Genomic DNA, 25329 nt, shown 5'->3' with positions numbered 1-25329 from the left:
GCCGTTAAAATTTCCCGTTCTGGTTTTTCCACTCGCTGACCGGCGCGATTTTTTCGGTGGTGTCCCAATGCTCCGCCAGTTTGCCGCCCGCCACCCGGAACAGATCATAGAACGCAGAATGCAGGCCGGCTTTTTGTCCCTCACAGACGCTGAGGACGAAACTCCCCTCGGCCAGAACCCGGTGAATGCGCTGATAATCGAGGGCCTTGCTCCCATCAATCTCCGCTTCCAATGCGGATCGAAGATGGGCGGCGCCCTCACCGCCCTGGGGAGTATGATCGATGAACTCCTCCGCCTCCAGGAAATCAGTCAAACGATTGACCTGTTTTTTCACAAGCACGGTTTCTACAAAGGATCGAACCAGCTGGCGATTGACCTCCGTCAGATCGAGATCGGTGGCTTCTGTCGGGCCGTCCACCATGCTGTGACCGGCGGCGTTGGGGCCGAGGCGTTCCTGGATATTGTCCCAATGCTCGACAGCGCGGCCCGCCTCGAAGCGGAAGACCTCAAAACCGATTTTCCGGCTGGCGAAATCATATTCCGTATGGGCAAAGACAAACTCGCCATCCTCGAACGCCCGGACAATATTCACCCGCGGGGAGGTTTTCGATAACCGCTTGAACAGGGCTGCCAGCCCTTCGCTTCCCTCTTGCGTTTGCGGGTTATGCTGGATATATCGCGCCTCATCAACAACAGCACTGGGCTCCGGGTCACCGGTTTCAATGCTTTTCAGCAGCGCCTTTATCTGGTCTTTTTTCGCAAGTGTCATCCTGCCCTCCCTATTTCAGTCCCGAGGAGGCCAGCAATACCGTATAGACACTGGTCGAGGCGGTGATAAACATCCGGTTGCGCTTCGCCCCGCCAAAGCAGAGATTGGAGACTTCCTCGGGGATAAAAATCTTGCCGATCAGTGTACCATCGGGGAGATAGCAATGGATGCCGTCGCGGGCACTGGTCCAGATGCGCCCCTGATTATCCAGTCGGAACCCGTCGAAGAAGCCGTTCTCGCATTCGGCAAAAACCTCGCCGCCGGACAGGCTGCCATCGGCCCCCACCTTGAAGACACGGATATGATGCTCGCCGCTGGGATAGCGCCCACCGCCGGAATCGGCGATATAGAGCAGACTTTCATCCAGCGAGAAGGCCAGGCCGTTGGGGCAGGTAAAATCATCGGCCACACGCCTGCAGCTGCCATCCTTGGGGTCGAGCCGGTAAACATGCTCCCCGTCTTGCTCCGCCGCCGCTTCAAACCCTTCATAATCGCTTTCGATGCCATAGGCCGGATCGGTGAACCAGATACTGCCATCGGATTTGACCACAACATCATTGGGACTGTTAAGGCGCTTATCCTGATAATGGCTGACCAGGGTCGTGCTCGATCCATCATGCTCGCGCCGGGTAACCGACCGGCTGCCCTGCTCACAGGCGATGATCCGTCCTTCCAGATCCAGGGTCGCGCCGTTGACATAGCACCCGAGCCCGCTTTGAAATTCGCCGACGGCGCCGGTCACCTCGTCCCAGCGGAGACGGCGGTCATTGGGGATATCACTCCAGAGCAGCGAGCGATAGGCGGCGGACCAGACTGGCCCCTCTGTCCAGCGACCGCCGGTCCAGAGCTGATCGATGGGTTCGTCCAGCTTGATGCTGCGGGCGAATCGTTTATCACGGATTTCATATCTGTCTGTCATCATGATGGCGTTCCTGATTTCGCGAAAAGATTAGACGGTCTGCCGCTGTTCTCAATCTCGCAAAAAGGGCAGTAAATCCGTATGCAGGCTGATCAGTTTCCAGCCATCCTTCTGTTTGCGAAAGATCTTTGTCGCGCGAATGGACACCTTGACCTTGCTGCCGTCAACCTCGTTCTCGCCGACCTCTACACTATGGGTAAAAGCATAGCCTTTGCCAACATTGATCCGTGACTGGGTCGTGCGCAACGTCCCGCCCAGCTTCATATCGGCCTGCGTCTGCCAATCGGCCAGCACCTGATCCCAGCCTGTCAGATATTTCCCGTCCGGGCTCATATAGATCACATCATCTTCATGCGACCAGACTTTCGTCATTAAACTCAGGTCGCCTTTGAACATGTCATTGGTCGCCTGATAGAAATTGTCGTTGGCAGTCTGGACGGCTTGTTCCTCGGGGGTCATGGTGCAGGTCCCTTTCACGTCACGGGTGGATCACCCTCTGGTTTTAAGAAGTAGCATAACTAATTGAAGAATAAGCCGAAACAGACGAATTTCCAACCGCAATATTTCACAAAAAAAACGGCGCCCCTGGAAGCGCCGTTTTCTGTAAGCTGAAATCCGCCTAGCTGGCCTTTTCGTCCTCGTTATGGATGACGATGACCGGTTCCATGGCGGCGAAGACATCCGCGTCCAGATGGCAGCCGATCATATGGCCATTGCCCATATCCTTGATCGGCGGGTCATCGGTCTCGCAAATGCTGCCGATTTTACGCGGGCAGCGGGTCTGGAAAGGACAGCCCGGCGGTGGGTTGACCGCCGAGGGTATGTCGCCTTTGAGGATAATCTGCTTTTGCTCCACCGAGGTATCGGCGATGGGAACCGCCGATAGCAAGGCTTCCGTGTACGGATGATAGGGCGGCGAGAAGACCTCGTCCGTCGTCCCCTGCTCGACGATATGCCCCAGATACATGACCACCACCCGATCACTGAGATAGCGCACGACACTGAGGTCATGGCTGATAAACAGCAAGGTGGATTTGAGGTCATTCTGGATTTCCGTGAGCAATCCGGTCACCGCGGCCTGCACCGACACATCAAGCGCCGAGACCGGCTCATCCGCCACCACCACAGCCGGATTTCCGGCAAAGGCGCGGGCGATCCCGATCCGCTGTTTCTGACCACCGGACAACTGACGCGGCCGGCGATGGGCAAAATCGCGGGGCAGCTTGACCAGGTCGAGCAGGTCATTGACTTTGTCGCGGACCTTTTTCGGGTCGCTTTCCACATCGAACTTGCGGATCACCCGGGCAATCTGGCTGCCAACGGAATGGGACGGGTTCAGGGTATCAAACGGGTTCTGGAAAACCATCTGCAGATGACCGACCGTGCGGGCTTTACGCTTTTGCACCGGCAAATAGGCCAGATCCTCCCCATTGAGGACAACGGACCCCTCCGTCGCCTCTTCCAGTCCCATCAGGACCTTGGCGAAGGTCGATTTACCGCAGCCGCTTTCGCCCACGATCGCCACTGTCTCCGCCTCACGGGCATTGAAGTTGATATTCTCGTTGGCTTTCACGGTTTTCGGCGGGGTTCGCCGGATCAGGGACATGATGGAGCTATCGGTAATCTCGTAATGCTTTTTCATCTCCTTGACTTCGAGCACCACTTTACCGGACTTCACGGATTTCACCGTGACGGCCTCATGATCCCCTTCCGCCCAGTCAATCTCCTCAAACCGGGCGCAGCGGACCGTATGCCGTTCCTCTCCCTCGACAGGTCGCATGGTGACCTTTTCACCATTACAGGGCCCATCGCGGAAAAACGCACAGCGCGGCCCGAAGAAACAGCCTTGCGGGCGTTGATGGGGCAGCGGTAACTGGCCCGGAATCGGCACAAGCGGCCGCTCGTTCTTGTCAGCTCCCGGCAGCGGGATCGAGGCAAACAGGCCCGTGGTATAGGGATGGCGCATTTCGTCGAACACTTCTTCGACCGTGCCATCTTCCACCGCCTCGCCCGAATACATCACCGTCACCCGGTCGCAGGTATCGAGGATCAGCCCCAGGTTATGGGAAATATAAATCATCGCCGTGCCAAATTCGGCGGAGATTTCCTTCACCAGCTCGACAATGCCCCGTTCCACCGTCACATCGAGGGCGGTTGTTGGCTCGTCCAACAGCAGAAGATCCGGTTTTGACAACAACGCCATGGCAATGACCACACGCTGTTGCTGACCGCCGGAAATCTGGTGGGGATAGCTGTCCATGATCCGCGGGGGATCGGGCAGCTTCACCGCTTCAAGCAGATCCTGCGCCCGTTTCAAGGCCTCGTTGCGGCTCACATCCTCATGGAACAGCGGCACTTCCGCCAGCTGGTCGCCGATTTTCATGGATGGATTGAGGGAGGCCATGGGCTCCTGGTAGATCATGGCGATCTTGGAGCCTCTGAGTGCCCGCAGTTCCTCTTCCGACATGGTCCGCATGTCGCGGCCATGGAAGAAGATCTCTCCGCTCTTGATATAGCCGTTGGAGCCCAGATACTGCATGATGGCGAGGGCCACGGTAGATTTACCGCAGCCACTCTCCCCCACAATACCAACGCCCTGCCCGGGCATGACTGTCAGGTTGAAATCAATAACCGCCGGGATTTCACCGCCGCGTGTATCATAGGAGATACAAAGATTGCGGCATTCCAGAATGGGTGTCTGTTCCATCACAATTCTCCTAATCTCTCAATGATATTTCACGCAGGCCATCGGCCAGCAGGTTAAAGCCCAGCACCAGCGACGAAATCGCAATCGCCGGAACAAGCGCCATATGGCCGGCGAAACTTCCCAGAGGCTGGGTTTCCGCAATCATCTTACCCCAGTCCGGATCCGGTGGCGGCAGTCCAAGGCCAAGATAGCCGAGCATGGCAATGGTAATGGTCGTATAGCCAAGCCGCAGGCAGGCATCGACAATCAGCGGTCCCCGCGCATTGGGCAGCAGTTCCACCAGCATGATATACATGGCGCTTTCGCCGCGGGTCTGGGCCGCGAAAATATAATCCCGCGTTCGTAAATCAAGCACCAGCCCGCGCACGATACGCATGATCCCCGGCGCCGAGGCAAAGGTCACGGCCAGAACGATGTTAAAGCCTGTGGCACCCAGATAGGTGATGATGATGATATACAGAACGATCACCGGGAAGGACAGCAGGACATTGGAGATAAAGGAAATCGCTTCATCCCACCAGCCGCCGAGATAACCGGCAACCACGCCCATGAACATGCCAACGATATAGGCGACGGCGGTCGCCGTTGTCGCCCAGACCAGAACCTGTTGTGCCCCGAAAATCACCCGTGACAGGATATCCCGTCCCTTGTGATCGGTCCCGAGCCAGTAAAGCCCGTCATTTTTCGCAGAGCTATCGAGCGGGAACTTGAACGGTTCCAGCGGGGTATTCGGATCATAAAGCGGAAGGACCGGCGCCAGGATGGCCAGAATTACCCAGAACAAAATCAGCGACAAGCCGAAAATGGCAATGGGGCTTTCCTTCAACAGGCCGATGGATTTGAACATCTTGGCAGAGAAGGATGGTGCTGCGGCATTATTGCTTGTGTCAGTCATATCATTCCCCCTTATGTAAACCGGATCCGCGGATTAAGCAGCGTATAGCCGATATCCGAGATGAATTGAGAGAACACGGCGACAAACACCGCAACTAACGTACAGGCTTCAATGACATAGATGTCGCCAAACAAGGCGCCATCCAGCAACAGCTTGCCGAACCCTTTATAGGCAAAGAACACTTCCACCACGATCACACCGGAGAGCAGCCAGTTGAGCTGCAGGATGATCACCGTAAACGGGGCAATCAGTGCGTTGCGTAAAGCATGCTTCATGATCACCCGTCGATAGGGTATGCCTTTCAACACCGCCGTGCGGATATAATGGGATGTCATGACTTCGGCCATGGAGGCCCGCGTCATGCGGGCTGTATAGCCAAACCCATACATCACCAGCACCAGGACCGGCAGGAATATTTCCGCCCAGCTGAAACCGTCGGTCATGGCGGACGTTCCCGGTAGCCAGCCGAGGGAAAAGACGAAAACGGCTGTAAAGAAGGTCGCTGAGGCAAATTCCGGCACTGACGTTGTCAGCACCGACCCCACCGAGACAACCCGGTCCTGTAACGATCCCTCCTTCATACCGGCTATCACCCCGAGGGTCAGCGAGAGCGGTATCATGAAGAGCATATAAAGACCGGCGAGAATGGCTGTATTGCCGAGCCGCGGCCAGAGAATTTCCGAAACCGGTACCTTGAACTGGATGGACTGGCCAAAGTCACCTACCATGGCATTGCCGACCCAGATAAAATAGCGTTCAACAAACGGCTCGTTATAGCCATTATTTTCCAGCCACAATTCCCGTTGTTCCGTATTTGAATACGGTCCCAGCACCTTACCGGCCACTGCCAGCTTGTCGCTTTCGAAAATTGCGAAAAGTGTAAATGAGATAATGACCATTATCAGGGCCATTGAAATAAATCGACGGAACGCCAGTATCAGCATGGATAGATCCCCCCCGGGGCATAGGTTAAAGCGCTTGAAAAAAAACAAGGGCGAATTAATCGCCCTTGTTTTCGTTTAGTCTTTAACTATCGAGCCAGACTTTATAGAACTGGTGATACTGGGTTGGATGCGCTTGCAAATCCATTATCTTGGACGTTGCCAGGAAGAATTTCGGCTGCCACATTGGTTGCACCATAATGGCATCATTCTGAAGCATTTCCTCGACAGGTTTCATGGCGGCTTTGCGTTCTTCCGCATCCACCAGGGATTCAGCTTTATCAAGAGCCGCCTCAAAATCCTTGTTGTCATAGGCGGTTTCGTTCCACGGAACACCCGAACGATAGGCCAGACTTAGAACCATTGTGCCAAGCGGCCGATGGGTCCAGGCTGTAAAGCCGAACGGAGCCGTTTGCCAGGTTTCCCAGTATTTGGAAGCGGGCATCAGATTCAGTTCCAGGTTAATGCCGGCTGGCGCTACCTGCTCTTTCAGGATTTCGCACATCTGCTGTTGCCAGGGACCATTGGTATTCCCCAGATCAATGGTGATGGTCAGCCCATCTGCATGCCCGGCTTCTGCCAGAAGAAGCTTGGCCTTTTCAACATCCGGCTCCATGCGGTTCAAGCCATAATATTCCGGATGGATGGGCGAGACATGATGATGTTCACCCACATCACCGCGACCGCCATAAACCAGCTCATTATATTGATCGGCTTTACAGCAAAGCTGGATCGCCTTTCTGACCCGAATATCATCAAACGGTTTCTTGTCGGTACGGAAACGCATCACGCCGGTTTGTGCCGTGCGGACATTATAAACGGTCATGCCGGGAATGGATTCCGCCATGCCGAGCGATGCAATATCAAACTCATAGTTCATATCAACCTGACCGGAAGCAACCGCTGCCAGCTGTGCAGCGGAGGCGGCACCGTGGTCGTAATAGTCGATACCGTCAAGATAGACTTCACCACCCCAATAAGGCTGATCAACGCGGCGCAGGATCGCTTTTTCACCGACGGCAAATTCTTTCAGCGTAAACGGACCTGTGCCATTTGGATCTTTGGACAGATCGCCTTTAAAGCCACGATGGACAATCATTGTCGGGTAGTTATAAAGGTTTTCCGGGATGGAAAGGACCGGATTATTCAGATTAAAGCGAACCGTATGGCTGTCCACCTTCTCGATGGCGCCCGGTGTCATGGACTTCTTGGCGGCGTCGCCTTCACCGGTCGTTGTTACCATGGAGGCAAACAGGCCGATATTGGACGAACCGACAGCCGGATCCAACCAGCGTGTCACGTTGAAGACGATGTCATCGGCGTTAAATTCATCGCCATTATGCCATTTGACGCCTTTGCGGAGCTTGAATGTCCAGGTTTTAAGATCATCCGACGCTGTCCAGCTTTCCGCGAGATACGGACGGGTCACGTTATCCGGTCCGGTGATTGTCATGAACTCACAAATCTGACGGCCAACGTTAGATTTTTCAACCCATGAGTATGTGGCGGGATCCGCCATTTCCTGTACCACCATGGAGCATTTCAAAATGCCGCCCTTTTTTGGAGTTGCGGCAGCGGCTTCGATCGTCGGATCAGCCATGCCCACCACACTATATGCGGCGGCGGCAGATAGCCCGAGCAATGTTGATGTCCGCAAAAATTCGCGACGGTCCATTTTACCGCTGCGATACTGTTCTGTTACGTCCTTGATTTTTGGATGCACGCGCCCTTGCGCTTCATGATCCATTTTCGTGACTGTCATCTAGATTTCTCCCTGTTAAGAAATATATTTATTAATACAATTTTTTCGAGCCGAATTTCCGGCTTCTTTTCCCGAATGTAGTCTCACACTTAACCTAGGGCCCTTTTGTTCATATTGCGACATTTTTTATTCTCATGCGCTCAAAAGCCGCCGAATACATTCTTATTACAAATCCCTAATGTCGCATTTAGCATGAATTCACCCGACACCGAGCATTATAGCACCAGTTTAACCCGTAAGAATCGAATTTTACTGAAGCAAATTTCAGGATTTATTGATCTATCCTCACAGCCCGAAAGAATTAATCTCGTCGACCTTCTGCTTTGAATTTACATTCAATCATAAATGAATTATAAATACACCCCTCTATGAAACGAATAAGAACAAGATGGAATTATGATAGAACGTAGCCTTTTTTCAGAAGAACATACTCTTTTTCGCGCGTCGGCCCGCCGCTTTGTCGAGGAACGCATTGCTCCCTTCCACGCCGAATGGGAGAAAGCCGGACAAGTTAGCCGCGAGATCTGGGCGGAAGCCGGTGAAGGCGGTTTTCTGTGTTGCTCCGTCCCTGAGGAATATGGCGGCGTCGGGGCAGACTTTACCTTCGGCGCGATCTTCACAGAAGAATTGGCGCGTGTCGGGTCCACCGGGCCCGCCTTCCATTTACATTCTGAAATCGTTGCCCCCTACCTCACCGCCTATGGTACGGAAGAGCAGAAGAAGAAATGGCTTCCCGGCCTGGTCAACGGGTCGGTGATATCTGCGGTTGCCATGTCAGAGCCCGGTGCCGGATCGGATTTACAGAATATTCGGACCACGGCCATTGCCGACGGGGATGACTATGTCATCAATGGCCAGAAAGTCTTCATCAGCAACGGACAGATGGCCGATCTGGTGGTCCTTGCCTGTAAAACAGACCCCGCCGCCGGCGGCAAAGGGGTGTCGCTTGTTCTGGTCGAAGGCGACCGCGCCGGTTTTACCCGGGGTCGCAATCTGGATAAAATCGGCTATAAGGCGCAGGATACTTCGGAGTTGTTCTTCAACGATGTGCGAGTGCCGAAAAGCAACCTGCTCGGTGTTGAGGGGCGCGGTTTCAAACAGCTGATGCAGCAATTGCCACAAGAACGGCTGGTGATCGCAGTGCGATCCGCCACCATCGTCGAAACCGCGCTTGACTGGACTTTGGAATATACCAAGGAACGCAAGGCCTTCGGCAAATCCATTTCCGATTTCCAGAACACCCAGTTCAAGCTGGCGGAGGTCAAAAGCCAGGCCGTTATGCTGCGGGTCTATGTGGATAAATGTATCGAGCAGCATCTGAAAGGGGAGCTGACCGCTGTCGACGCGGCCATGGCCAAGATGCAATCAACGGAAATGATGTGTCAGGTGCTGGATGACTGCCTGCAGTTATTCGGCGGCTATGGGTATATGTGGGAATATCCCATTGCCCGCGCCTGGGCCGATAACCGCATGGCCCGTATCGCCGGCGGGACAAGTGAAATCATGAAACAAATTATCAGCCGCGATATACTGCAAGATTAAAGCGGTACAAAATCCCGTTTTCTGGTATGAGGGGCGATGTTTACCTATCGTCCCCCATCCGACCCAGTACAAATCCTGTATCAGGACGCGGATCTCGTTGTCATCGACAAGCCAAGCGGCTTGTTGTCTGCTCCGGGGCGCGGCGAAGATAAACAGGATTGCGCCCTGTCACGTTGCCGGCTTACGGTCCCCGGCGCCCTGTTGGTGCACCGGCTGGACATGGATACGTCCGGCATTATGGTACTGGCGTTAAACCCGACCAGCCATCGCCACTTGAGCCAGCAATTTGAACAGCGCCGGATTGGCAAGACCTATCTGGCCTGGGTTGAGGGATCCATAGCCGAGGACAGCGGCAAAATTGACCTGCCGCTCCTGGCCGATTGGCCCAACCGGCCCAAACAGAAAATTGACCGCGAAAATGGCAAGCCTTCCCTCACCCGTTGGCAGGTTCTGGAGCACCGCGCTGGTGCAACCTTGTTAAAGCTTACACCTGAATCCGGACGCACCCATCAATTGCGGGTGCATTGTGAGGCAATAGGGCATCCTGTCTTGGGGGACAGGCTCTACGGTTCCCTGAAAAGCCGGGGCCGGGCCCGGCGATTGCAGCTGCATGCTCAATTGCTCACCTTTGATCATCCAAGGACGGCGGAGCCGAGCGAATTTCTGTCGCCGGGTGACTTGACGGGGCCCGCAAGCCACGACACACTCAGCCCAATATCTGCACCCTAACAAGCAACGGGAGCCTTGCCATGAAAACAGTTTCCTTTACCCAGATGAAAGACGGCACACGCGATGACTATCAGTTGTTGCGAGAGTTCGAGATGGAGCATTTCGAGGGAACCGCGGGTCGGTTGCTGAGAGAATTGTCGGCGCAAGGCGATGAAACCATTCCGGGTTACAAAATCTCGCGGCTGGAGCATGCCCTGCAATCCGCAACCCGCGCCTATGACGACGGTGCAGGCGTAGATTGGGTCGTCGCCACCCTATTGCATGATATCGGCGATGGCCTGGCCCCGCAGAACCATGACCGGTTTGCGGCGGAAGTTCTCCGCCCGTTTGTGCGCGATGAAGTTACCTGGGTGGTTGAGCATCACGGCGCCTTCCAGATGGTCTATTATGCTCACCATTATGACTGGGACCCGAATGAGCGGGAAAAATATAGAGACAACCCGTTTTACCAGACATGTGTTGATTTCTGCGAGCGTTGGGACCAGAACTCTTTCGATCCGGAATATGACAGCAAGCCCCTCAGCTTTTTCGCTGATATGGTTGAGGGCGTCTTCTCCCGCCCCGCCTATGACGATGACATCCTTTGCACGGGACAGGTTCGCGGCTTGCGCCCCTGATTACCAGGGACGCTCCTCGTTGGTTGCCCAGGGATCCTCATCAACGGGCCAGACCGGCCGCGCCACCTTGTCATACGGCATCACACTGAAATCCCAGGCGAGTGTGCCCGGTGCCGCCACATAAATAATCTCTCCGGCAACCGGCTCATACGCCGCGTAGAAATGCTGCATGGATTTGACCACGAGTATTTTCTTGGACGCATAGTCAATACCCAGAGCCGTAAAGGTGGTTGGATTGAAATTCTGGCAGCGGGCAGAATGGATAATGATTTCCGCCCCCTCCACGTCCAGACATACCGCATCTCCCAGATTGCGCTTCGATGCGCCCAGCCCGTCAACCACGCAGTTGCGGACAATCTTTTTGACCGTGGCTTTTACATCCAGCGGATCGCCGGATTCCGCGCTGATCTTGCCGCCAATCCGAAGGCCGATTCCGGTTCCTTCACCTGCGCTGATGGCGATTTCAACGGAGATCGGGTCCCAGATCGACCCGACAGCGAAGTTCCGCTCCCCCTTATCAAGCAATTCCTTGACGATAAAGGTGGAATCGCCAACAGCGCCGCCCCCCGGATTATCTGCCATATCGGCCAGCACCATGGGTTTGCCCGAATGCGACAGGGATTTCCCCACGGCTGTGTCCAGATCATCGAAAACAGGTGTCACGACGTCCCGCAAGGACCAGAACTCGCGCCCCAGATCCTCGGCGACCTTGCGACCGAGAGTCTCATCGCCGTCGGTTACGACCATCAACCGCGTGCCTTCTTCCGGAATATCACCCCAGGGGAATCCATGGGCCAGTGACACGGACAGCACGCCGTCCCGTTCCTCCATCTCCTGCATTTTCTTCACATAACTGATCATGGGTTCGCGGGTTGTGTGATAAACACCGATCATCCGGCAGTCGAACATCGTGATGACGGGCGATGCCTTGCCGTCCAAAGTCGCCTCCATGATCTTCCAGAGTTCTTCAGCCCGCGGCGCGGCATCGATATGGGGATATTCCTTGTAGATAACCACAGCCGTTACATCGTCGATAAATTGCCGGCTTAAATGGCAATGCAGGTCCAGCTCGACGCCGATGGGAACCCCCGGCCCGACGAGCTCCCGCACCCCATGCACCAAATCCCCTTCACAATCATCATAGCCATGGGCCACCATGGCGCCATGCAAGGACAGGATGACCCCGTCAACCGGAAGGGCCACCTTCAAGTCCGCCAGAATTTCATCGCGGAAGGTCTCGAATGTTTTACGAACCGTAATTCCGGACGGTGTTGCAAAGGTGCAGAGGCTTTCCACCACTTCCCATCCACGGGCTTTTGCATGATCGCGCCAGATAACCAGCGGCACGCCAATCATATGGATATCATCGGGGTGATTACCGCCGCGCACCAGATAGCATTCCTCAAAAGCGGCGGTATCTGTCGGTAACGGGGCAAAGGTATGGGTTTCAGTTCCCAGGGCAGCGGTGAACAATTTCATGTGAAAGGTCTTCTTCTTTTTATCGATAGTTGATTTGCAGCTTAAAATCCACTCTTGTAATATGAATAACACAGCCCATACTGAATACAAGAAAATTGCCGCAACAGGAGGGAATGCCAATGGACGTTACAACAAGCACAAACGCAGCACCCGGATTTGTCAAATTTCCCGATTATGCCATTGTCCTGGAAAAAGCCGGTCAGGAATGCGTTGCCACCTTACAAGGACGCGTGATCGCAAAAAGTAACCGGGCCATCATTTTAAAGGAATCGAACCATATGCCCGTGGTTTATTTCCCTCTGGATGACATCGAACGCGACACTGTCTCGCCATCCGACAAGGAGACTTTTTGCCCCTTTAAAGGCACCGCCAGCTACTGGAGCTTTGGCAATGAGAAAAATATTGCCTGGTCCTATGAAGATCCCTTCGACGAAATGCTCGACATCAAGGATTATGTTGCCTTTTACTCCGATCGTCTGGACGCCCCCATACTGGCGTAGCCTGTTTTGTGGGTATCCATTGACGAAATATTGGATATCCACATCAAACAGGAAAATCAGCCCCAATTTCGGCACATTTCCGTGACATTTTGCAATTGATGATCGACGGCTATGCCCGGGCACTGAGGGAGAATGAAATGAAAAACTGGGCAATGTTCATAACATCCACCGCCCTTGCCGCTTTTTTAGCGCTAACCGGCGTCGTTTCAGCTTCTGAAAATACGTTCAAAATGTCCGTGTTGGCGCCGGGAACGCCGTCAAACACTGTATTGTCGAGTTTTGCGGAAATTACCAATCAATATGTTCCGGAAACCCTGATTGAAGTGACATCAGGCGGCGTTGCAACCCGCCACGCCCTTGACGCCGCCAGAGGCACAACGGATTTTTTCCTGTCTTCCGCCACCATTCACCATTTCATGCGGGAAAGCATGAATATGTACCAGAATGTTGAAGAGGCCTCGCTGCTCGCAGAAAACCTGCGCAGTGTGTTAAATTTCCCCATTGGCGTTTACAGCATTTTTGCCTATCTGGATTCCGGCATCCGGTCCATGAAAGATATCAAGGGAAAGAAGATATTCGCCGGACCCCCGTCGGGCGGCTCCAAGGCAATTGCCACCGCGCTGATCGAGGGAATGTCCGGGCTCAAGGCAAATGAGGATTTCCAACTGGTCGATTTGAACTGGGGGGAAGCGGCCGAGGCCTTTGAAAAACGGGAATTTGACATTTACGTCCGGTTGAACAATACCCCGGACCCGATAATCAACTCCATCGCCCGAGATGATCAAATACGGTTTTTCGGGCTTCAGGATACAGATTACAAGGCCCCGCGGATTGTTGAGCAGCTGCGCCTGCCCGGCCGAACCCTGGAGGCAATCGATACCCGCGTTTACGGTAAAAATGTTCTCAACAAGGACCCAGTTCAGTCAATCGGGTCCTGGGCCGGAATCGCCACTCACAAGGATATTCCCAAGGAACATGTATATGCCATGACCAAGGCGTTCTGGGAGAATCTCGATAAATCCGAAGCACTAGCATCCTGGATGAACGTCATCCGTATTGATACGGCTTTGGTGGAGATGAATATGCCCCTGCATCCGGGCGCCCAGCAATATTATGAGGAACGCGGCATGATTATTCCGGGGAATCTAGTAGCGACCGACTGATAAATCTGCGATCCTTGGGATCAGTAGCAGATTTCAGTGAGACATCAACATGGGTAAACCCAAAAATATCCTTTTTATTATGTGTGACCAATTGCGGGCCGATTATCTCGGTTGCACCGGTCATCCCACCCAGAAAACACCGCATATGGACGCGTTGGCCCGCAAGGGTGTTATATTTGACCGCGCCTTTTGTCAGGCCCCCGTATGCGGCCCGTCCCGCATGTCCTTTTACACCGGCCGGTACATGCAGTCCCACGGCTCTACCTATAACGGTGTCCCGCTCAATATCGGGGAACAAACCCTCGGCGACTATATGCGCCGGCTGGGCGTGACCACAGGGCTTATCGGAAAAACCCATATGACGGCGGACCGGCAGGGGATGAAACGGTTAGGTGTTGATCCACAGGGCGATGACGGTATTCTCGCCAGCCAATGCGGATTTGAGCCCTGGGAACGGGATGACGGACTGCATCCCGATGCCGGCACAGATCCCAATCTTCCGTATAATCAATATCTTAGAGCGCAAGGCTATGACGGCGACAACCCCTGGCATAGTTACGCCAATTCCGGTGTTGATGAGACGGGTAACGTTGTCAGTGGCTGGTTGTTGCGCAACGCGCATCTTCCGGCCCGGGTCGACAAGGCCCATTCGGAGACCGCGTATATGACCGACCGGGCCATGGCCAGGATATCTGAACTTGGTGAAACGCCCTGGTGCCTGCATTTGAGCTATATCAAGCCCCATTGGCCCTATATTGTACCGGCGCCCTACCATAATATGTACGACAGTACTGACATTCTCCCGCCCAACAGGGACGATACGGAAAAAGAGGCGCCACATCCGGTAATCGCCGCCTTTATGGAGCATGAGGAGAGCCGGAATTTTTCAGATGAGGCAAAACGGCGGCATGTTATTCCCGCTTATATGGGATTGATCAGCGAAATTGATGATCACATTGGCCGGCTTATGTCTTTTCTCCAGGAACAAGGACGCCTGGAGGATACGATGATCGTGCTGACCAGTGATCATGGCGATTATCTTGGGGATCACTGGCTGGGTGAGAAAGAAATGTTTCATGAAGAAAGCCTGGCCATTCCAATGATCCTCTATGATCCTGACGAAAATGCGGATGCCACCCGGGGCCAGCATGTCAATGAGCTGGTTGAAGCCATTGATCTTATTCCAACTTTTATCGATGCCCTGGGCGGAGACAGCCAATCTCATATCCTTGAGGGCCGCTCCTTGCGTCCCCTTCTCCATAACGCCGGGACAACGGACTGGCGGGATGCGGTTTTCAGTGAGGCGGATTACGCCTGGCGCGGCGCAAGATTGTCCCTGGATCTCAAACCCGATCAAACCCGCGCCTATATGGTGCGCACAGATCGCTGGAAGTTCATCTCCCATGACCACTTTAAACCGCAACTCTTTGATTTAGAAGAAGATCCTAATGAATTGATGGATCTTGGTGAAAGTAACTCTCACCAGGAAATCCGACGGGAAATGTCGGAGCGCCTGACAATATGGCTTCGGGATCGACGGCGGCGCACGACAATCACCCATGAAGAGATTGAAAACCGAACGGATAACGCGAAAGAACGAGGAATTTATTTCGGCGTCTGGTAAGGATTATTTATACGGGCTATCAAGCGCCTCACTTACCCCCGTATCATCCCCACTGGGTTTTGTCGCCTGATAATGCCGCGGCGGGGCGCCGCCCGACTGGTGGCGCAATAAAGCCTCTGACGGGCGTTCCAGCAGCTGTCCCGCCTTTACAGCCGCCTTGCGGTCAATTGGTTTGAGATCTTGCTGATCCGGCGCCGGCATGACGTTCGCCGGATAATAGGCCATTTTCTGCTTGGCGGCATCAACTTGCCGGTCCGGGTCAATATCCCGCTGGTTCGTTCCTTTCGGTGGATCAACAGAAATTCCGTCAATGATTTCATGATCAAACCACCATTTCTTAACCGGATTTCTCATGCCATTCCCAAGCTTGTCATCAAGCCAGGTGGCAATTGGAACCATTAACGGTTTAAGCGCCATGGCGTTAATGCCCATCCAGCTGGCAACCCGGGTCAGATATGCCCCGTCGGCGTCAACCACCTTGTTTATCGGGCAGGTTTTCATGCAGCGGCCGCAGGCCGACCCCTTGGGGTTTGTCACCCGATACCGGGTGCAACGCTCCACATCGGGCTTCCAGATTTCATAGCCGTTGAACATCACCTTGTCGCCGAAAGGAATGGCATCACATGGACATTCGCGCGCGCATTTCATGCAGCTGCCGCAGAAGGTCTGCAAACCGAAATCGATAGGTTTATCGGCGATCAGCGGCAAATCGGTGGTCAGGACAACGGATTTGAACCGGGGGCCAACAAACGGATTGAGCACAAGTTCACCAATCCGGCTCAACTCCCCCAATCCCGCCCATAAAATCAGGGGAATTTGGAGAACCTCGCTGTCGGCGTTGGTTTGGGCGCGGGAGGATATTCCTTTTTTCCGCAACATTTGCCCCATCAAACCGGCTATTTCGGCGCCGCGCAAATATCCCCGCATGGACTGCGCCCCAGACATCCAGTCGTCGCCGCTCGCCCCTTCCATGGTCTCATATCCCTGATCGATCAGCATGACGATTGCATATTTATGAACGGGAGTAATCTCACTGCCATCGGCCCGATGTGAATACCAGGCGTAATTCGGGATTTCGCATATTCCGGTCAAGTCGGCCCCGAGATAATAAGACAGGGATTTTATGGCCTTTGTATTTTCCGCCGGATTACCGACATCTACAGCTTTGTTAGAGGCAACCGGGCCATCCTGCCGGGGCACAAGCGCCCGGATAAGATCCAGAAGGCTGACGGAGAGTGGTGTCTTAAACGCGAAGCGTCCCCTTTCCTTCTGGGCTTTCGCGCCCAAGTCACCAAACAGAGCCCGTTGAAAGAACTCGGCACGTTTCGGCACCCGCGGGACCTCATCATCCAGTATAAGGGTCGTCGGTCGATCAACCCGCTTTACGGTTTCCATGGGATAGCGGCTCAAATGACTGGCCCGTTTGTTCCGCCGTCGCCGTTCCCGCCCCGACTGCGCGCCATTTTTTCCCCACCAGTATTGAAGATCGTTGGCTTTCAGTGAGGACGCATGCAAGGGAGTATCGACCGCCACTGCATAATTCATGCTGATAACCGCCAGCGAAAAATCCCGCCCAATAAATGGGGCAGAAACCACATCACCTGTCCGTACGGTCAGTCCGGCGAGGACACTGAGTTTTTCAATATCGATCCCCGGATCTCCGGCCACATGAACGCGGGCATCAAAGCCCATATTTCGGACATGTCCGGCAATACTCGCGGCAATCTCTGTAATCCGCAAATGATGCAGGCTGGCCGCTGATTTACCGATCCATGAAAAAGCCAGATTTGATTGTTCCGGCAGGCGGGCATGCTCCAGCAAAATCACGAGCGCATGCTGATGCGCGGCACCTTCCGGAGGATGTGTCCAGGCACTTGCCGGTATTTCGCAAATTCCGGCCATGCTGGCATCAAGGAAATAGGCTGCGCCCTTCAAATCAGCCGCCCTTGGTCCCAAATCCATTGGAAGCGGCGCGGTTTTCGGGGCGGCGGTTCCTTCCTTGAACTGACTGAAAAGACGTTGATAGGCTGAAGATACGCCGCCTAACCCGGTTTGCTCCTCATCCGGGCCAGACAGAAGCACAGCCGGGCGTTTCGCTTCCTGCCCGTAAACCATGCTGTTCCGTTTCAGCGTTTCCAAGGGAAACGGGCCGAAATGAAAGGGACGGTTTTTTGAGCGCGGAAACAAAAACATGAAAATCTCTTCGCTAAAATACAACGCCAAAGGTAAACAAGACTACTCCGCCAAAGGCGACAAGGGCAACCCGTGGCAATAAGGCAAAGGGCGCAATCATGCCAAAGGAGATGGCGGCAAGACCAATGGCGATTTTCAAGAAAGCGGTCAACGCGCCAATTGGGTTATCTGCTAGCTCTATAAGGGAAGGATTAGCAATCATCGCCAAGGGGACAAGATACAGTCCAACCCCTAGCAACATAGCAAACACGGCCACTTTCAGCCAATTTTCCTGGACCATCCCGGCGGCGATGAAAACCGCCCCGCATACAGGGGGTGTTATGGTCGAGAGCAAGGCAAACCAGAACACGAATAAATGGGTGATAAGTGGATCAAGTCCTTGCGCCTGTAAGGCCGGACCCGCGACGGAAACACAGATGACATAAGCTGCCGTGGTTGGAACCTCCATTCCCAGTATGAGACAGGCCAGCGCGGTCAGTAGTAGCGCCGGCCATAGCTGGTCCCCCGATCCGCTCAGAATAAGGGACGTGATTTTTATGCCAAGGCCCGTCTGACCAAGAACACTAATGACAAGGCTGGCGCAGAGAATAATCGACGCAATGAGGGAAATCTGTTTACCGGCCGTAAGACACACGGTTTCCAGACGCTTGAAAGTCCGTTTAACGGATAAGGTCAAGCGGCCATCAAATAACAAAAGGACGGCAGCGGCCAGGATGGCGACACATGCTGCATATTGCGGCGTATAATCCCCCACAAACATCCTTTCCAAAAGAACAAAGAAAGGAACGGCAAAGAAAGCGGATGTGATGATAACGGTTTTAAGGGGCGGCTGATCCTCCGCGGCGACACCTTTTAACTCATACCGCCGGGCAAAGGCATTGATCCCCACCCAAACGGCTATGAAATACAGGATCGCCGGCAGGATCGCCGCCGCCATGATCCCGGTATAGGGCACACCGGTCAGTTCCACCATGACAAAGGCTCCGGCGCCCATCAAGGGCGGCATGATCTGGCCGCCTGAGGATGCCACGGCTTCCACAGCACCCGCCAGTCGCTTCGGATATCCAAGCCGCGTCATTGCCGGCAGGGTAATAGCCCCGGTTGAGGCCACATTTGCCGATGCTGATCCTGAGATGGATCCGAATAAGGCCGAAGACAGTACCGAAACCTTTGCGGCACCGCCTTTCAATCTCCCGGCGGCGGCGGTGGCCACGTTCATAAATCCCTGCCCCGCCTCCCCGGCATTCAGCACAGCGCCCATAATAACGAAAACAGCAACAATCCCGACGGAAACGGCTGTCAGTTTCCCCCATAACCCGCCTTCCGCGATTGTCATGGTACCCAGGAAGCTCTGGATTGGCAGTCCCGGATGGCCAAATTCCCCCGGAAGATACTGCCCCCATAAACCGTAACAAAGAGCCAGCAACGCGACCAGCGGCAACGGCCAGCTGATGGAGCGACGGGCCATTTCAAGAACAAGTAAAACCAGAAAGATGGACAGGATAAGCTGAAAGTTCCCCTCCAGCGATCCATATTGATCTCCCAACATGGATTCATTGGCGACAATCCAGAAGCATCCCAGAATACCTAATGTACTGAGGAAAAACCCGACAAGTTTCTGCGCGGTCGTCTTTGCCATAAAAACAAAAGCCCAGGGCAAGGCCAGTGCCATATGCAGCGGCCTTGATACCAGACTGGGAACAAGGCCACTGAAAACCAGCCCAATATGAAAGAGGATGGACAGGCCGCCAAGTGCGCTCCAGAGCAATCTGTGTTGCGGCGAGCTGTCCGTCATGATCAGCGCAGAGCGTCTGGAACTTCGATACCTGCTTCATCATAATATTTAAGCGCGCCGGGATGTAGCTTGCCATATACATTCGCCAGCATCGCGCCGCTAACCGCATTCCACCACGGATGGCTTTCACCCATTTCCGCCTTTTGCGTCCAATAGGTTTTCGTCAGTTCATAGGCGGTTGCATCATCCATCTGCGTCGTCGTATAGGCCACCACCGGCAATGATGTGGTTTCAGTCGCCACGTCTACGCCTTGATAGGTTCCGCTGGGGATCATCAATTTTGTTCGCTTGGTTTCTTTAACCTGCGCATCCGTCAAGCTGATCAGCGTGATGGGAGTTGATGCCGCAGCTTCAATAACATTTGGCGCCGGGTAGGATCCCGCGGTGACAAACCCGTCAATCTGTTTGTTTTTCAACGCAGCGACAGAGCTGCCCAATTCCACATTGGCAATGTTTACCTTACCTTCAAGGCCGAACAGTTTGATATATTTGGCCCCTTCGCGGGCGCCAAATGATCCCTTGCCGATCAATAGTTTCTTACCTGCAAGATCATCAAATGTTTTAACATCGCTATCGGCGCGCATGACAAAATGCATGGTCAGGGAGGGAATGGGAAACAGGGCCCGGATTTCATCATATTTGGGATTGGTCTTGCCTTCGAACATGGCCTTGCCTTTTTGGGCAAGCTTGACCAGAACCGGTGGGGTCGTGAACACATAATTCCCGGTCCGGGCAGCAACTTCCTTGACATTCTGGACAGAACCCTGGCTTTCTTCGACCGTCAGGATAATATCGCCATTGGATCCTTTTTTCATGGCTTCGGCAATCTGGACCGCCATTTGGTAGTAGGACGATGTCGATTTGGCTGACTTATACGTCACCCGTGTTTCCGCCAACGCAACGTTACTTGTTATGAGCGCCGCCGCGAGGACTGCGCCACCAAATAATCCGAATTTCATGTGATACTCCCTAATAAAGATTTTTTGCCATAGTTTCTTGTTGTTATTCGTCTGTCAAGGTCAGGAACCGATCATTCAATCTCTTCATAGGGCAATCCGACATATTGTTGAGCCAATACGCGGCGGCCTGCTTCTTCCTTCAGAAAAAAACTAAGCTCTGAACTTCTGATCCGCCCCTCAATGTCACTTTCATCGAAAGAATGCAGCATGCTGGTCATCCACCAGGAAAACCGGACACCATGCCAGACCCGCCGAAGACAGATTTGCGAATATTTTTCAATCAGGTCCGTCCGGCCCTGCTTGAAGACTTTCGTTAAGATCCGGTACAGCGTACTCACATCGCTCGCAGCGAGATTTAGCCCCTTTGCCCCGGTGGGCGGAACAATATGCGCAGCATCCCCGACAAGGAACATCCGGCCATATTGCATGGGTTCGGCGACAAAACTGCGAAGCGGTGCAATACTCTTCTCAAGCGACGGGCCGGTAACAAGCCGTTTTTCAGCATCTGCTGGCAAACGACGCCTGAGTTCCTCCCAGAAACGATCATCGGACCAGTTTTCCACTTTCTCATCGACAGGAACTTCAAGATAGTAGCGGCTGCGGGTTTCCGATCGCTTACTGCAGAGCGCGAAACCTCTCTCATGCTTTATGTAAATCAGCTCGAAATTTACCGGCGGAGTATCTGCAAGCAGACCCAACCATCCAAAGGGGTAAATTTTTTCATATTCCTTCAGCACACCCTCTGGGATCGAGGGCCTGCATATTCCATGATACCCGTCACATCCGGCGATATAGTCGCACTCCAGAACCTGCTGCTGGCCATCGACCGTATAAGTCACAAAAGGGCTGTCCGTATTGATGTCATGGGGCTGAACATCAGCCGCCTCATATATGGTTTGCTGGCCCGACGCACTGCGCGCATCCATCAAATCATGCGTGATTTCAGTCTGGCCATATACCGTAACCACTTTTCCGCCTGTCAAGCCGCTTAAATCAATGGAGTGTACGTCACCATATGTTGCAATCTCTACGGCATGATGGACTTCTCCCTCGGCTTTCATGCGGCCGGAAACGCCGGCCTCTTCCATCAAGTCCGAAAAGCCCTGTTCAATAACACCGGCACGAATCCGGCCCAGCACATATTCAGCACTGACCCGTTCCACAATAACATTATCGATGCCCTGTTTATGCAGCAACTGACCGAGCAACAATCCGGACGGGCCAGCCCCCACGATCACAACCTGTGTTTTTTGTCGTCTCAAGTTGTTTAATCCCCCTCTTGAATAGATGCTTGCAGGCTAAACTCCTTCGGCTTGTTTCGGTATTCAATTTTTTAACGAAGGAGATTGGAAAATGCTTTAAGTTAAAGCCGCCGCTGAAAAATTCGTTTTTTATTTGTTATGAGTATTGTAACACAGTTGAACATAAAATCAGCGCCAACCCGATGGAACGAGATGTATTGACCCAGACAATGCCAGACACACCCACCTATCTTGCCGGCGATTGTGGTGGCACGCATTGCCGTATCCGCCTTTACGATCAACATGGAAATCAGTTGGCAGAAGGCACTGCGGGTCCGGCAAATGCCTCCCTCGGGCTGGATGTTATGATGGCGGCGATTATTGACGCGTCTGAAGATGCCTTGACGAAATTGTCGAGTACTCAAATTGCCTTGTCTTCGCTGAAGGCTGGATTGGCCATCGCGGGCCTGGTTAATGAAAGCCTTCGCCGCAAATTTTGCGAAATGGATCATCCCTTTGCCTCTCTTTGCGCCGAAACAGACGCCTTTGTTGCACGATTGGGGGCATTTGGCACAAAGGACGGGGCATTGTTGATAACCGGAACCGGTTCCTGCGGGTTCGGTGTTGTACAAACTCAAAGCTTCTATGTGGGCGGCTGGGGATTTTCGATTTCAGATCAGGGGAGCGGCGCAAGACTAGGGCAATTGGCAATCAGGCGCGCGGTGCAGGCTTTCGATGCCATCCGGCCTTCCTCTCCCTTATGTGAGGAGATTTTAAAGTCATTGGGCGGAACTGCTGCTAGTGCCCATCATTGGGCGTTGACGGCCCATCCAGCAGATTATGGAAATTTCGCTACTGTTGTTTTCGCCCATGCAGATCAGGGAGACCCGGTTGCTGATCAACTATTGACGGAAATAGCAACTGAAATCGATGAGCTGGTTTCGGCTTTGGTGAACAAAGGCTCCAAAAATATTTATCATATGGGCGGATTATCCGGCGCAATCCATTCACGATTGTCAGATGAAACTGTCCGCTATCTCGTTGAACCGGAAGGAGATACTTTTGATGGTGCCTTGCTGTTGATCAAGGAAAAACTCGGTTTGACTAATTCTCACAGTCAGGTTCCCTAGCCATGTTTGCACTTTCCAACGGTAAAATATACGCGGGCGATACATGGCTTGAAAATCACTCTGTCCTTGTCGACAACGGGAAAATTGTTAAAATTTGCAATGTGGAAGATATACCATCGTCTTGCCCTGTTGACGATTTGGAAGGTGGCTTTCTGGTACCTGGATTTGTAGATGTGCAGGTCAATGGCGGCGGCGGCGTCTTATTAAATAACAGTCCCGATAAATCTTCCATAGTGACTGTCGCAGCAGCGCACCGGAAATTCGGAACAACGTCCCTCGCGCCTACTTTCATCACTGATGAAAAAACCAAAATGCAGGAAATGGCTGGTGCGGTGGAAACTGCTCTGATGGAAAACAGCCCCGGTATCAAGGGCATTCATTTCGAAGGCCCCTTTCTCAACATTGAGCGTAAAGGGGTCCATGACGCAAAATTTATCCGACTAATGGATGACTGTTTCCTGAAGCTGATAGCAGACCATGACCTCGGACAGGTTATTGTAACCTTGGCACCGGAAAAAGTGACGTTGGATTATATTCGCACCCTTGTTGAGGCGGGGGCCATAGTTTGCGCGGGCCATACGAATGCCACCTATGATCAAACACAAGCAGCGATGGACGCGGGTCTGACCGGGTTCACCCATTTACATAATGCTATGCCTGCAATGCAAAGCCGCAAGCCCGGTGTCATTGGTGCGGCATTGGAAAATCAAGACTGCTTTTGCGGCGTCATCGCCGACGGCCACCACGTTCACTGGGCCACTTTAGGCACCACCCTTGCGGCCAAAGGAGCCGATAGAATAATGCTGGTAACGGATGCCATGTCTTCCGTTGGTACAGATGAGACCGAGTTTATGCTTGGTGATCAGCGAATTGATGTCCGTGATGGAAAATGTGTCACGGCGGAAGGCGTTCTGGCGGGTTCGGCCCTTGATATGGCCACGGCTGTCCGTAATGTTTCCCGGCTCCCCGGGCAATCCTTGTTATCTGCTGTCAAAATGGCCTCGACGACACCGGCAACCTTTTTGGGTTTAAATGACAAAATTGGCAAAATCCAATCTGGATTCGACGCTGATTTGGTCTTGCTGAATAAAGAAGTCGAGGCGGTCAGAACCTGGATTGCGGGCGAACAGGTTTAAAATCCTAGCAAGCAAAAGCGAACTAATCGTCCTTCTTCGCGGTCACTTTCAGCCTGGCCAACTTTCAGGGACCGCAGTTACCAGCCACTTCGCCAATGCCGCATTAACCTCTGCCGGTTTCTCTTGTGCCATCCAATGTCCGGATTTTATGTTTATCGTTGTAAGGTTACGGCAATAGGTTTGCATGGGTTCCGCTAATCGTGAATGTACACATTCACAGGTATAGTCATATTCACCAAGAAGAAACAATGTCGGCAAATCGATATATCCGTCATTCAAAGCTTCCGCTGCATATTCCGCATTCAACTCATGGTTCATATAATAGGAATCCGGGCCAAAAAAACCGTTCCGCACCAAGGCAGCTGCATAGATATTCAAATCTTCCTCGCTCACGACGTCGCCATCGCGTGGCACATCAGGAGCCTCTTTCAAATCCCCAAACCATCCGCCATTTTTTCTGACCATTGACGTCAGCGACGGTTTCTTCTCTCCTCCCGGCTTCCCTTTGCGAAAAAGCGCTTTGACGGTGTTCAAGGGATTTGCATCAAAATCCGCACATGCAATATCAAAATTTTCTTCGTAGAACCGCATATACTCCCATTGACCGGCCGGGAACTGATCAACGGGATAAGTCTCCCTGTCAACCAGAGGGAGGAAGGCATCCATACCGCGCTCCAGGGTGTAATATGGAACGCAGAGATTAGCTGCCGCTTGGCATCGCTCCGGATGGTGACTTGCAATATTCCAGACTGTGGGGCTGCCCCAATCATGTCCAACCCAGATGGCCTTCTCCTGACCCAACGCATCCAGCAGCTCGATCATGTCCGCGACCACTTCACGCTGGGCGTAATCGGCATGCTGTGAATAGATACTGGAGCGCCCATATCCCCTCATATCCGGGGCAACAGCATGAAAACCAAGGCTGCCCATCGCCCGCAACTGATGCCGCCAGCTAAGCGATAATTCCGGCCATCCATGAACAAAAATGACGAGAGGGCCGTCTTTCGGGCCGGCAGAAAGGTAAGATGTAGTGTGCCGCTCGCTTCGCGTCGCATGTTCCGTAATCGTTGAGATCATATTGAAGCTTCCTTTTTCAGCAATTTTTCAGAGTCTTTTTTTTAAGCAAGACCATAGCTCATCTTCAGCCTTAAGGGGAGGAAGGCGATTAAATTAGTAAAAATTGAGCTTAATTAAATTTTAAGTTGTCTCAACTAATAATAATAACAAT

At 53.2% G+C, this 25329-nt stretch carries 21 protein-coding genes; 8 read left to right on the top strand and 13 right to left on the bottom strand.

The genetic code is table 11. The annotated features are described in order from the left end of the window. Positions 1–4 precede the first annotated feature (4 nt). From NBZ79_RS09285 to NBZ79_RS09255, 7 genes are all read right to left on the bottom strand, one after another. Positions 5–769, bottom strand: a complete 765-nt coding sequence (locus NBZ79_RS09285; RefSeq protein WP_251937821.1) for a nuclear transport factor 2 family protein — start codon at positions 767–769, stop codon at positions 5–7. A gap of 10 nt (positions 770–779) precedes the next feature. Then, positions 780–1691 (bottom strand): SMP-30/gluconolactonase/LRE family protein, encoded by a 912-nt coding sequence (locus tag NBZ79_RS09280; RefSeq protein ID WP_251937819.1) that lies wholly within the window; start codon positions 1689–1691, stop codon positions 780–782. A 48-nt stretch (positions 1692–1739) separates the two neighbouring features. Next, positions 1740–2147: a YybH family protein gene (locus NBZ79_RS09275; RefSeq protein WP_251937817.1), complete on the bottom strand. Its 408-nt coding sequence runs from the start codon at positions 2145–2147 to the stop codon at positions 1740–1742. Positions 2148–2307: 160 nt separating this feature from the next. Then, positions 2308–4395 carry a dipeptide ABC transporter ATP-binding protein gene (locus NBZ79_RS09270; protein WP_251937814.1) on the bottom strand — a complete coding sequence of 696 codons (2088 nt, stop codon included), beginning with the start codon at positions 4393–4395 and terminating at the stop codon, positions 2308–2310. A gap of 10 nt (positions 4396–4405) precedes the next feature. After that, on the bottom strand, positions 4406–5290 hold the full coding sequence (locus NBZ79_RS09265) for an ABC transporter permease (RefSeq protein WP_251937811.1): 885 nt from the start codon (positions 5288–5290) through the stop codon (positions 4406–4408). 11 nt (positions 5291–5301) lie between these two features. Then, entirely contained in the window at positions 5302–6234 is a 933-nt protein-coding gene (locus NBZ79_RS09260) for an ABC transporter permease (RefSeq protein ID WP_251937809.1), read from the bottom strand. An 82-nt stretch (positions 6235–6316) separates the two neighbouring features. After that, positions 6317–7993 carry an ABC transporter substrate-binding protein gene (locus tag NBZ79_RS09255; protein WP_251937806.1) on the bottom strand — a complete coding sequence of 559 codons (1677 nt, stop codon included), beginning with the start codon at positions 7991–7993 and terminating at the stop codon, positions 6317–6319. Positions 7994–8389: 396 nt separating this feature from the next. Here NBZ79_RS09255 and NBZ79_RS09250 point away from each other — a divergent pair, with 396 nt between their 5' ends. Genes NBZ79_RS09250 through NBZ79_RS09240 form a run of 3 tightly spaced genes read left to right on the top strand, consistent with a single transcriptional unit; the run spans position 8390 to position 10881 of the window. After that, positions 8390–9535, top strand: coding sequence for an acyl-CoA dehydrogenase family protein (locus tag NBZ79_RS09250; RefSeq protein ID WP_251937803.1), 1146 nt, complete (start codon positions 8390–8392; stop codon positions 9533–9535). A 36-nt stretch (positions 9536–9571) separates the two neighbouring features. Then, positions 9572–10264, top strand: a complete 693-nt coding sequence (locus NBZ79_RS09245; protein ID WP_251937800.1) for an RluA family pseudouridine synthase — start codon at positions 9572–9574, stop codon at positions 10262–10264. A gap of 20 nt (positions 10265–10284) precedes the next feature. Continuing rightward, the gene (locus tag NBZ79_RS09240; protein WP_251937798.1) at positions 10285–10881 is read left to right on the top strand and encodes an HD domain-containing protein; all 597 of its coding nucleotides are present in this window, start codon (positions 10285–10287) and stop codon (positions 10879–10881) included. Here the strand turns inward: NBZ79_RS09240 and NBZ79_RS09235 are convergent, their stop codons facing one another. Continuing rightward, a complete protein-coding gene (locus NBZ79_RS09235; protein ID WP_251937795.1) occupies positions 10882–12360 on the bottom strand; it encodes a M81 family metallopeptidase in 1479 nt (492 codons plus the stop codon). Between the two features lie 119 nt (positions 12361–12479). On the opposite strand from NBZ79_RS09235, the gene NBZ79_RS09230 reads away from it, so the two are divergent. From NBZ79_RS09230 to NBZ79_RS09220, 3 genes are all read left to right on the top strand, one after another. Next, positions 12480–12860, top strand: a complete 381-nt coding sequence (locus NBZ79_RS09230) for a DUF427 domain-containing protein (RefSeq protein WP_251937793.1) — start codon at positions 12480–12482, stop codon at positions 12858–12860. Between the two features lie 137 nt (positions 12861–12997). Continuing rightward, complete coding sequence (locus NBZ79_RS09225) at positions 12998–14023, top strand: TAXI family TRAP transporter solute-binding subunit (protein WP_251937790.1); 1026 nt, start codon at positions 12998–13000, stop codon at positions 14021–14023. 49 nt (positions 14024–14072) lie between these two features. Next, the gene (locus NBZ79_RS09220; RefSeq protein ID WP_251937789.1) at positions 14073–15647 is read left to right on the top strand and encodes a sulfatase-like hydrolase/transferase; all 1575 of its coding nucleotides are present in this window, start codon (positions 14073–14075) and stop codon (positions 15645–15647) included. Between the two features lie 3 nt (positions 15648–15650). Here NBZ79_RS09220 and NBZ79_RS09215 read toward each other — a convergent pair whose 3' ends face one another. The 4 genes from NBZ79_RS09215 to pobA form a co-directional block, all read right to left on the bottom strand. Continuing rightward, positions 15651–17840 carry a reductive dehalogenase domain-containing protein gene (locus NBZ79_RS09215; RefSeq protein WP_251937786.1) on the bottom strand — a complete coding sequence of 730 codons (2190 nt, stop codon included), beginning with the start codon at positions 17838–17840 and terminating at the stop codon, positions 15651–15653. 13 nt (positions 17841–17853) lie between these two features. Beyond that, positions 17854–19635: a TRAP transporter permease gene (locus NBZ79_RS09210; RefSeq protein WP_251937783.1), complete on the bottom strand. Its 1782-nt coding sequence runs from the start codon at positions 19633–19635 to the stop codon at positions 17854–17856. Between the two features lie 2 nt (positions 19636–19637). Continuing rightward, positions 19638–20594, bottom strand: coding sequence for a TAXI family TRAP transporter solute-binding subunit (locus tag NBZ79_RS09205; protein ID WP_251937780.1), 957 nt, complete (start codon positions 20592–20594; stop codon positions 19638–19640). 71 nt (positions 20595–20665) lie between these two features. Then, a complete protein-coding gene (gene pobA, locus NBZ79_RS09200; RefSeq protein WP_251937777.1) occupies positions 20666–21856 on the bottom strand; it encodes a 4-hydroxybenzoate 3-monooxygenase in 1191 nt (396 codons plus the stop codon). Between the two features lie 209 nt (positions 21857–22065). Here pobA and NBZ79_RS09195 point away from each other — a divergent pair, with 209 nt between their 5' ends. Together NBZ79_RS09195 and nagA are read left to right on the top strand one after the other, a co-directional pair. Continuing rightward, positions 22066–22965 carry a glucosamine kinase nucleotide-binding domain-containing protein gene (locus NBZ79_RS09195; RefSeq protein ID WP_251937774.1) on the top strand — a complete coding sequence of 300 codons (900 nt, stop codon included), beginning with the start codon at positions 22066–22068 and terminating at the stop codon, positions 22963–22965. A gap of 2 nt (positions 22966–22967) precedes the next feature. After that, a complete protein-coding gene (gene nagA, locus NBZ79_RS09190) occupies positions 22968–24101 on the top strand; it encodes an N-acetylglucosamine-6-phosphate deacetylase (protein ID WP_251937771.1) in 1134 nt (377 codons plus the stop codon). Between the two features lie 48 nt (positions 24102–24149). On the opposite strand, the gene NBZ79_RS09185 is transcribed toward nagA, so the two are convergent. Then, entirely contained in the window at positions 24150–25178 is a 1029-nt protein-coding gene (locus NBZ79_RS09185; protein ID WP_251937769.1) for an alpha/beta fold hydrolase, read from the bottom strand. Between the last annotated feature and the right edge of the window lie 151 nt (positions 25179–25329).

The organism is Sneathiella marina, assembly GCF_023746535.1.
Lineage (GTDB): Bacteria > Pseudomonadota > Alphaproteobacteria > Sneathiellales > Sneathiellaceae > Sneathiella > Sneathiella marina.
This window is presented reverse-complemented; position numbering and strand designations above follow the sequence as displayed.